The sequence below is a fragment of the Paracoccus sp. IB05 genome (assembly GCF_016405985.1).
Classification (GTDB): Bacteria; Pseudomonadota; Alphaproteobacteria; order Rhodobacterales; family Rhodobacteraceae; genus Pseudogemmobacter.
Window position 1 is genome coordinate 44554 of the sequence record NZ_JAEFCF010000037.1, and the last position, 9249, is coordinate 53802.

At 62.8% G+C, this 9249-nt stretch carries 11 protein-coding genes; 6 read left to right on the top strand and 5 right to left on the bottom strand.

The features are described 5' to 3' along the window. Positions 1 to 35 precede the first annotated feature (35 nt). The 4 genes from fic to JC607_RS19845 form a co-directional block, all read right to left on the bottom strand. Positions 36 to 1151, bottom strand: coding sequence for a protein adenylyltransferase Fic (fic, locus tag JC607_RS19830; RefSeq protein ID WP_198838575.1), 1116 nt, complete (start codon positions 1149 to 1151; stop codon positions 36 to 38). 156 nt (positions 1152 to 1307) lie between these two features. Continuing rightward, complete coding sequence (locus JC607_RS19835; RefSeq protein WP_174213011.1) at positions 1308 to 1670, bottom strand: ribbon-helix-helix domain-containing protein; 363 nt, start codon at positions 1668 to 1670, stop codon at positions 1308 to 1310. 25 nt (positions 1671 to 1695) lie between these two features. After that, entirely contained in the window at positions 1696 to 2253 is a 558-nt protein-coding gene (locus tag JC607_RS19840) for a DJ-1/PfpI family protein (protein WP_174213010.1), read from the bottom strand. A 116-nt stretch (positions 2254 to 2369) separates the two neighbouring features. Further along, positions 2370 to 3407 (bottom strand): aldo/keto reductase, encoded by a 1038-nt coding sequence (locus tag JC607_RS19845; RefSeq protein ID WP_174213009.1) that lies wholly within the window; start codon positions 3405 to 3407, stop codon positions 2370 to 2372. 176 nt (positions 3408 to 3583) lie between these two features. Here JC607_RS19845 and JC607_RS19850 point away from each other — a divergent pair, with 176 nt between their 5' ends. From JC607_RS19850 to JC607_RS19860, 3 genes are all read left to right on the top strand, one after another. Then, positions 3584 to 4483, top strand: coding sequence for an AraC family transcriptional regulator (locus JC607_RS19850; RefSeq protein WP_174213008.1), 900 nt, complete (start codon positions 3584 to 3586; stop codon positions 4481 to 4483). Between the two features lie 656 nt (positions 4484 to 5139). Beyond that, positions 5140 to 5463: a DUF736 domain-containing protein gene (locus tag JC607_RS19855; RefSeq protein WP_174213007.1), complete on the top strand. Its 324-nt coding sequence runs from the start codon at positions 5140 to 5142 to the stop codon at positions 5461 to 5463. Positions 5464 to 5794: 331 nt separating this feature from the next. Further along, a complete protein-coding gene (locus JC607_RS19860) occupies positions 5795 to 6517 on the top strand; it encodes a hypothetical protein (protein ID WP_174213006.1) in 723 nt (240 codons plus the stop codon). Here JC607_RS19860 and JC607_RS19865 read toward each other — a convergent pair. Continuing rightward, positions 6495 to 7388: a mechanosensitive ion channel family protein gene (locus JC607_RS19865; protein ID WP_174213005.1), complete on the bottom strand. Its 894-nt coding sequence runs from the start codon at positions 7386 to 7388 to the stop codon at positions 6495 to 6497. The genes JC607_RS19860 and JC607_RS19865 overlap by 23 nt on opposite strands. A gap of 854 nt (positions 7389 to 8242) precedes the next feature. Between JC607_RS19865 and JC607_RS19870 the strand changes: the two genes are divergently transcribed. The 3 genes from JC607_RS19870 to JC607_RS25835 all read left to right on the top strand — a co-directional run bounded on the left by JC607_RS19870 (position 8243) and on the right by JC607_RS25835 (position 9240). Further along, positions 8243 to 8407 carry a hypothetical protein gene (locus JC607_RS19870; RefSeq protein ID WP_174213004.1) on the top strand — a complete coding sequence of 55 codons (165 nt, stop codon included), beginning with the start codon at positions 8243 to 8245 and terminating at the stop codon, positions 8405 to 8407. A 210-nt stretch (positions 8408 to 8617) separates the two neighbouring features. Next, positions 8618 to 9103 (top strand): DUF6878 family protein, encoded by a 486-nt coding sequence (locus JC607_RS19875; protein ID WP_174213003.1) that lies wholly within the window; start codon positions 8618 to 8620, stop codon positions 9101 to 9103. An 11-nt stretch (positions 9104 to 9114) separates the two neighbouring features. Beyond that, positions 9115 to 9240 carry a hypothetical protein gene (locus JC607_RS25835; protein WP_255532605.1) on the top strand — a complete coding sequence of 42 codons (126 nt, stop codon included), beginning with the start codon at positions 9115 to 9117 and terminating at the stop codon, positions 9238 to 9240. The last annotated feature ends 9 nt before the right edge of the window (positions 9241 to 9249 follow it).

Sequence of the window (9249 nt, forward strand, 5' to 3'; positions counted from 1 at the left end):
GGCGAGTGGCGCCGCAACGAGACGCCAGGGTCGGGCTATCGTTGCGGCTCTGACAGCAATGCCAGCAATGCAGGATTGATATAGAGGTTCTCGCGCCCGATCTTGACCTCTTCCAGAAGCCCTTCAGAAACCATCGCCTTGAGATAGACGGCGGCTGTCTGGCGTTTGGCGACGCCGGAATCGACCAGATCGCTGATCCGGCAATAGGGGTTCACGAAGATCAGTTCGACCAGTTCCCGTGAATAGATCTTCGGCTGACTCTGGCGCAGCTGTGCCGCCGTCTGTTCCAGAAGGTCACGGATCGCCCTGATCCTGCCGGTTGTCCATTCCGCCGTTGTGCGGACCGCCTCCAGCATGAACAGCAGCCATTGTTCCCAGGCACCCTGTGTGGTGACCTCAAGGAGATACCGATAATAGCTGGCCTTGTTCTGGATGATGTGACGGCTGAGGTACAGCACCGGGATATCCAGCAGCCCCTTGTCGACCAGATAGAGCAGGTTCAGTACGCGCCCGGTCCGACCGTTGCCGTCGATGAAGGGATGGATCGCCTCGAACTGATAGTGCATCACGGCCAGGCGGATCAGCGGATCGATCTCCTCGGCCTCGTGGATATAGCGTTCCCAGTTGGCGAGCTTGGCGCGCAGCAGGTCTTCGCCTTCGGGCGGGGTGTAGATCACGGCGCCGGTGGTGTCGTTCATCAGGGCGGTGCCGGGTGTATTGCGGATGTCGAGCGCAACTCCCTTGATCGTGCGGCAGACTTCGACCGCGATGGCTGACGAGAGCGGGCGCTGCTCCAGCATGCCGAACCCCCGGTGTAAGGCCGTGCGATAACGCAACGCCTCCTTGGTCGCAGGGTCGGCCTGTCCGCCGGTATCATTGGCAAAGCGGAACAGGCGGTCGGTGGTCGTGACGATATTCTCGATCTCCGAACTCGCCTGCGCTTCAAGCAGCGGGATTGAGTTGATGAGCACGGCCTGATTGGGGATGATCTGGCCGGAGACTCGCAGTTCAGCCAATGCCGCGCGCGCCGCGATACAGGCTTTCAGGACCGCTTTGGTCTCGATGTCCTGCTTTGGTGGAAGCGCAGGGAGGTCATTGAAGGGACGGTCGGGATGGAAGGCCATGTCGATCACCTGAGTTCTGATCGACATACAAAGCTGATGTGTCGATGCTATCGACAGGTATGGATATCGTGTCGATTTATTCCACTTCTATCGACGCATCGTGGATTTTGCAAGTCGCGAGATCGTGCCCGGATACCCGCTCGCTGCCGTATCGACGCATGGTGCTGTCGGAGCAAGCGCCCCTCAGTTTACCCGCAGGTTACGACGGGCAGTCTCACGCGCGAGGATCTCACGGGCCGGATGGCTCGCGATTGGCACCGAAAGATCCGTCGAGATCTCACCCGCAGCGATCAGCGCATGATAGCGGTTGCAACAGACCCGCAGGAACGAGGTGAAATTGCCGAGGTCGTGATCGGCATCCATCGCCTCATGCCAGAGCCGAGTGATGAGTTGCGCGACAGTCATCCCGTCGCGCGCCCCGATTTCGGTCAGGGTGTCCCAGAAATGGTTCTCGATCCGGATCGAGGTGGCGACCCCGTCGATGCGCAAGCTGTGGGTGCGGCTTTGCCACTGTTCGGCATCGGCCTTGATGAAGAGTTCGCACATCGCGGGGCCTCCCTTCTCGCCCAAGTCAGAGGATCGTCATGAACTGTTTCAGCCAGGCGGGATGCGCAGGCCAGGCGGGCGCTGTCACCAGATTGCCATCGGTGACGGCTTCTGTCACCGCAATATCGGCGAAGGTGCCGCCTGATGCGGTGACTTCATAGGCGCAGGCCGGATAGGCCGAACAGGTGCGGCCCTCGAGAACTCCGGCGGCGGCCAGAAGTTGTGCGCCGTGGCAGATCGCCGCGACGGGTTTGTTCGCTTCGAAGAAATGCCGGACCTTGGCCAGAACCTCCGGGTTCAGCCGCAGATATTCCGGCGCACGGCCACCGGGCACCACCAACGCATCATAGCTTGCAGCATCTGCGCCGTCGAAATCGGCGTTCAGCGCGAAATTGTGGCCGGGCTTCTCGGAATAGGTCTGATCGCCCTCGAAATCATGGATCGCGGTCTTGACCGTGTCGCCCGCCTTTTTGCCCGGGCAAACCGCATCGACGCTGTGGCCGCAGGCCAGCAACGTCTGGAACGGGACCATTGTTTCATAGTCTTCGGTGAAATCGCCGGTGATCATCAGGATCTTCGCCATCTCGCATCCTCCCTTTGCTGACGGTGCTGGGAGGATAGGGCAGGGGGCGGTGCCGCGGGTGTTAGCGGAATACTACAGCCGCCCCGCCACAGATGCGGCGGGGCGATATGCGGATATCAGCCCTTCTGCGGGGCGAAGGGTGCCCGATACTGAGACTGCCGTTCCAGCATCCAGCCGGGATATTCGGGCGGCAGTTTCGTCACCGCGTCGAGTGCGGCCAGGTCCTCGGTGGATAGGGCGACTTCGGTCGAACGGATATTGTCCTGCAACTGCTCGATCCGTTTGGCGCCGACGATCACGCTGGTCACCACAGGCTGGTGCAGCAACCAGGCGAGGGCCACCTGCGCCACTGAGACGCCCTTGGCAGAGGCGATCTCACGCATCAGCGAAATCGCCGCATCGCCCCGATCCAGATCAACGGGCGGAAAGTTGAAGCTCGCCCGGCGACCGTCATTTGCGGTGGTGCCGGTGCTGTATTTGCCCGACAGGAAGCCGCCGGCCAGCGGGCTCCAGACCATCAGCCCGAGGCCTTCGGCGCGCAGCATAGGTGCGATCTCGCGCTCCAGGTCGCGGCCGACCAGCGTGTAATAGGCCTGAAGCGACAGGATCGGTGCCAGCTTGCGGGCCTCGGCAATGCCGATGGCCTTGACGATCTGCCAGGCCGCCCAGTTCGACAGGCCGATATATCGGACATGGCCCTGCCGGATGAGCGTGTCGAGTGCTTCCAGCGTCTCGGCAATCGGCGTCACCGGGTCGAAGCCGTGGATCTGGTAGAGGTCGATATGGTCCATCTGCAACCGCGACAGGCTGGCCTTGGCCTGCGTCATGATATGCGCGCGCGAGGCGCCCCGGGCATTCGGGCCATCGCCCATCGGGCCGAGCACCTTGGTCGCGATCACCACATCGTCGCGCGGGATGCCGAGATTGCGGATCGCCTGACCCAGGATCCGCTCGCTCGCGCCGCCCGCATAGACATTGGCGGTGTCGATGAAATTGATACCGGCATCAATGGCCGCCTTGACCAGCCCGTCTGCCTCCTCCTGCTGCAACTGGCCGATCTGGCCCCACATGCCGTCCGACCCGCCAAACGTCATGGTGCCGAGGCAGAGTTCCGAGACCAGAAGGCCGCTTGGGCCGAGAGTGCGATACCGCATAGGTGTTCCTTTCGCGTCGCGATGGTGACCGAAGGCGCAACGCCGCCGGTTCACCGCGAAGATAGGGCAGCCCTCCTCAGCGCAGCGACGCGGATCCTCGCATATCCTTGCACGATCCTCTCATTCGCGTGGAATTCGGGGTGCGACTTGCAGATCCGAGGGCTAGATTGCGGGACATGGACACCTATGACATCTCGCCGCTCAAGGACCTGATCGCCCGCCAGTGGCGAGCGCATGGCCGGGAAACCCCGATTGATGGGCTTCTGCTGACCTCGGTCACGGCACCGACCGGCCCGATCCATGCGGTCTATCGCCCCTCGCTCTGTGTTGTGGTGCAGGGGGCCAAGACCAGCATGCTCGGTGATCGTGCCTATCGCTATGACGAAGGGAAATGCCTGATCGCGTCGATGGAAGTGCCGATCCGGGCCGAGATCACCCGCGCGACGCCGGACCGCCCCTATCTGGCCTTCAGCCTTGCCCTCGATCCCGGAACGATCTCCGACCTGCTGCTGGAGTTGGGGGGAGCAGACGAGACGCCGGCCAGGGCAGCGCTGGCGGTTCATGCCTTTGAGCTGGAGCTTGTCGACCCTCTCTGCCGCCTGCTGGCGCTCTGCGACCGGCCGCGCGACACTGCGATCCTTGCGCCCATGATCCGACGGGAGATCACCTGGCTCTTGCTGAACGGATCGATGGGACCGGCGCTGCGCCAGATCGGCCTTGCCGGCAGTCATATGGCGCGGATCGGTCGTGCCATCGCCTGCATCCGCGAGGGCTTTGCGGATCAGTTGAACGTGCGGCAACTGGCCGATGTCGCGGGAATGAGCCCCGCAACATTCCACCGGCACTTCAAAGCCGTGACGGCGATGACGCCGGTGCAGTATCAGAAGCAGTTGCGCCTTCAGGAGGCGCGCCGGCTGCTGCTGTCCGACGGCACGGATGTGGCGCGGGTGGGCTATGCCATCGGCTATGAAAGCCCGTCGCAGTTCAGTCGCGAGTATCGCCGCCTGTTTGGATCGCCACCTGGGCGGGATGGGCAAGAGATCCGGCGAAGCCTCACGCCGCAGGTCGATGTGTAAGGCGTTCTTTAGGCTTTGGGGGCGAATCCGGCCCCGGCCTTTCGAGCGAGACCTGTCGAGTACTCCTCGCACACGTCCTGCGCTGGCGGGCAGTGACCAGATCAGGCCTGATCTCGCTCCGGCTATGTCCATCGTGGTTCTGAAGGCCAGCGGCCCGCATTGATCGCGCATCAGGCCCACTGTCTCTTGCCGGTTGAGCGTTACGGCGGTCTGTGCCGCTCTCCGCGCGGCCGATCAGGTATGGTGTGATATGGCGCGTACCGAAGCCGCAGATCGGTCAGGCATGGGCGCAACCATGCCTTTTCGCAGTTGGATTGGCCATCGCCTGTGGTCGCCTGTCGGGTCCTCCCGACGGTTCCTTCAGGGGCGCCGCTGTCTCCTGTCTCTCTGGTGATGTTGGGACCGCTCGCATGTGTCCTCTGTGATGGGCTGATCTGGCCGAAGAGCAGCGCTATGCGCTTCGACCGCTTTGACGCAACAGCGTCGTCCCAACTTTCTTCCCCTGTCGGCGATGCCGCCATTCCGCGCGGAGCAAGAAAGTTCCTCCTGTGCTGTCGGGCCCCCTGCGGGGGTGCGTCATCGGTCGTCTCCGGCCTTTCGATCGCCATCGAGGCCGCACTGGAGCGGACCCGAACACAAGAGAATGGAGACAGACAATGGCGACCATCGGCACCTTCAAGAAGACCGGCAACGACTACACCGGCGAAATCGTCACCCTGAGCGTGCAAGCCAAGGGCGTGCGCATCGTCCCCGACCTGCGGGCCAATGGCGAGAACGCGCCCTCGCACCGGATCCTGGTCGGCCGCGCGGAGATCGGTGCCGCCTGGACGAAACGCTCGAACGAAGGGCGCGAGTATCTGGGCCTGAAGCTGGACGATCCGAGCTTCTCGCATCCGATCTTCGCCAACCTCTTCGATGACGAGGACGGCGAGAGCTACAGCTTGATCTGGTCGCGGCCCAACAGCCGCCGGGGGGACTGACCCCCCAACTAGGGCCCCGGCCAAAAGGCCGGGGCCCTGGCTTTACAGCACAGCGGGCCAGTGACGTTGCGACCCATTCATCGGTCATTGCCATCGTTGCTGACCGTATTTCGATCACGTTCGTGACCGTATCTGTCTTTCTCCCATACGTTGCGTCATAATACGCGTATGCAGCCCGATGACCGCATATGCCGCGCAGCACTTTTCCCGCTGCTGATCGGATCCAGAGCCCGCCATGTGCGCGGGTTGTCCCTGCACTGAAGCAACGGACAGCCCCAATCCTTTACGACATCAATGACCAGCCGCCCCTTGGGCGCTGAAGGGATACGCCATGACACTCTGGACCGAACTGGACCGCGCCATGATGGCGGCGGGGGACGACATCATTTTGCGACAACGCGGCGAGATCTATGAGATCCGCTTCAACGGCATCGAACTGATGTCGAACCTGACCTGGCGTTCCGAGGCCGTCCTTGCCGAGCGCAGCATCCGGCGGCATGGCGATGCCGAAGCCTCAGTCCTGATTGGCGGCCTGGGCATGGGCTTTACTCTGCGCGCTGCGCTGGATCTGCTGGGGCTAGAGGCCCGCGTGACCGTCTGCGAACTCATTCCGGCGATTGGCGCGTGGAATGCGGGGCCTCTGGCGCATCTGGCGGGCAACCCCTTGGACGATCCACGCACAGATCTGCGCATCATGGATGTGATGGACCTGCTGCAGGTCAGCCCCGCTGCATTTGATGTTATCCTGATGGATACCGACAACGGGCCGGATTTCACCGTACGGGCGGACAACACTCGGCTCTATGCGCAAACGGGGCTCGCAGCCGTGCGGCGTGCCCTGCGCCCCGGCGGGATCGCGGCGTTCTGGTCCGCCGAGATTTCCGATCCGTTCGAGGATCGTCTCGATGCGGATGGCTGGGACTGGAGCCGTGAGGATGTGCAATTGCCCGGCGGACGGGTTGACGCCTTCCACCACATCTATCTGGCCAAAGTGCCGGCGGTCGCGGCGCGTCCGGCCACTCCCCACCCGCTCAGGGAACCCGCGTTTCCATAGCCTCGGGGAGCACCATCAGCACGACACCCTCTGCGCGCAGGCGGGCGTCGATCCGGCTGAAGACCTCGTCTCGGCATGCTGCCTCCAGGTCATGCCGGGGCACCCAGTATTTTACCCGGAACGTGATGCCCTGCAGACCAAAGCGCGCAACCTGTATCTCGGGCTTCTTGCCCGGCAATATGGTCTCGGCCCCCTGCAAAGCGGCATCGATCTGGCTGCGGGCCTCAGCCACCGGCAGCGTCACGGGCAGGGTCAACTCGACATGATCGCGGTATTCCGGGCGCGGTGCGCTGAAATTGGTGATCTTCTGGCGCGAGATCTGGCTGTTGGGCAGGATGACATGTGTACTGTCACGGGTGATCAGCCGGGTGCTGCGCCAGCCGATCTCCTGCACCCGGCCCTGAGCCAACCCGTCGATGCTGACCCAGTCGCCGATGCGGAACGGTGCCTCCAACCCAAGTGCGAGGCCGGAAAATGTATCGGCCACGACATTGCGGATCGCAAAGCCGAGGACTGCCAGCACCAACCCCGATCCGGTCAGGATCCCTGACAGATCGTGACGGAAGAACAGCGACAGACTGGCCAGCGTCGCCACAGCAAAGAGCGCGACACGCAGCAGGTCTAACGCCACCTTGGGCACAGGCCGGACACCCTTCTTCCTGCGGGTCAGCCGCGCGGCGCTACCGGCATGGACAAGATATGCGCCAAGGAACAGCACGAGCGCCATGGCACTGTTTCGCGACAGCGACCACCAGCGCTCGCCTTCCGGAAGCAGGCGCAGTAGCGGCTCCCCGAACATAGCGAACAGCGCCAGTGCTGCAGTCAATGCGACAAGTCTCAGCGAAGGGATCGGTGCCTCTGCCTTTGTCATTCCGTATCCCCCGCCCGATGAGGTCTTGCGGCTTCGAGCCGTGAGGGCCGGATCGGTCGCGGGCGCTTTATTTGGGTCGATGCCCCCGCGAAGGGGATCAGGCAGATCGGACAACGATGGGCGGCGGCACGGGGCACATCCTCGCCGCAGGCGGGACAAACGGGAGGCAACAGGGCGCGATACATGGTGGGAACCTTCAGGCTGGGTCTGGAACGGGAGAAGAACCCCGGCCTCGCCGTCCGCCATCAGGTCGGGCTATCGAAGCCGGGGTGATCCATGCGCCTGTTCGGTGCGCATATTCGTTAAGTTGAAGCCGGAGCGGCTCATCGACATACCTCTGGTCGGGGGGTGACGGGCCTTCTGCCCGTAAAGCCTATATGGGACTTTTTGAAATTATTTCAATGCCTTGATCTATTAGTGCTTTTGCCAGATCGGCAGGTGGAATGCCTGGGCGCCCGGGGAAGAGGCTGCTGCGTATGAGCCATGCCAGGGATCGCCAGTTGGAAGCTTCACCTCCATCATATTCAACAGCAAAGTGGGATGGCCCCCAGCAGGCCCGAAACATCGACTCCCTGATCAGCGTGGTGTCAGGACTGGCGGCTGCTGCGGCATCCTGTGACGGGATCTGGCTCCTGTCCGATGCAATGCCCCATTCCCGCTTCCATTCGCTAACCTTGGTCTGATCCGCCTCTTAGAAATCAACCCGCAAGGGGTCGGCTTGACGCTTTGCGTGCCGCCCTCGGGGATTCGGAAAGAGTCCGAACGCCCGAGGGTGATTGCAGATCCGGTCAGACACTTCGGGCGCCTGTCGAGCGGGGGATGGTCCCTCGTCTCCAAAGACAGGAGCCAGTCCCATGTCCAAGAAAGATGCCACCGCTTTCGCCGCCAGCCTCGCCACCACGCTGATGGTCTCGATCGTCGTGTTTCAGGCTGGCGATGGCAGCCATGCCGCCATGCCCGCTGATGAATACGATGGCGATGAGAGCCTCATCACCCTCGAAATCGACCCCTGGCAGTGAGGCGCGAGAAGCGCCTCACCCCTTCCGGGTGCGCAGACAGCACTGCGCACCCGGAGACCGGTCGCACGGCCTTGCGTGCCGTCCGGCAACGGAGCCGGATTGGATCCGGCGGAGGAGAGGTCGAGGAGGGATCCGGGACGGGCGAGCCTTCCGGTTCCAGAGAGAGCGCCGGTCGGCTTCGCCCTTCCCTTCGCTCTCAGGAGAAACCCCATGACCCATGATCTAGCCGTAAAGTCCGAGATCAGCCTGACCGCCACCATGGCGCGTTTCGAGGCCGCGCAGATGGAGCATCAGACGCTTAGCACCACCGCGGTGGCGCAAAACAAGGAGACCCTGTTTGCGGCCATGCGGGCTGCGGGCATCACCGAGATCATCGTGACCTTCGACGGTGGCGGTGACAGCGGACAAATCGAAGACATCGACGCCAGGCAGGGCGATGTCGTGGTGCCGATTCCGGAAGGGGAGATTGCGCTTGCCCGCGTCAGTTGGGGTATCAGCGAGATCGCAACCAGCACCATGTCACTGGCCGAGGCGGTCGAGACCCTCGCCTATGATCTCCTGTCAGACAGCCATGGCGGTTGGGAGAACTGCGATGGCGCCTTCGGAGAGTTCCACTTCGACGCTGCGGCCGGAACGATCCTGCTCGATTACAACGAGCGGTTCACCAGCAGCGAACTCTACAGCCACCGATTCTGAGGGAGGGCACCATGGCACATCCTTATCATCATGCGCTGTCCTCGGTGAAGAAATGGGGCGGCGCGGTCGAAGATTACCTGCCGGTTCACAACTGGTTAGATGTTATCTGGACAGGCAAGCGCTTTCTTGGCGCTTAGGGTAGCGAT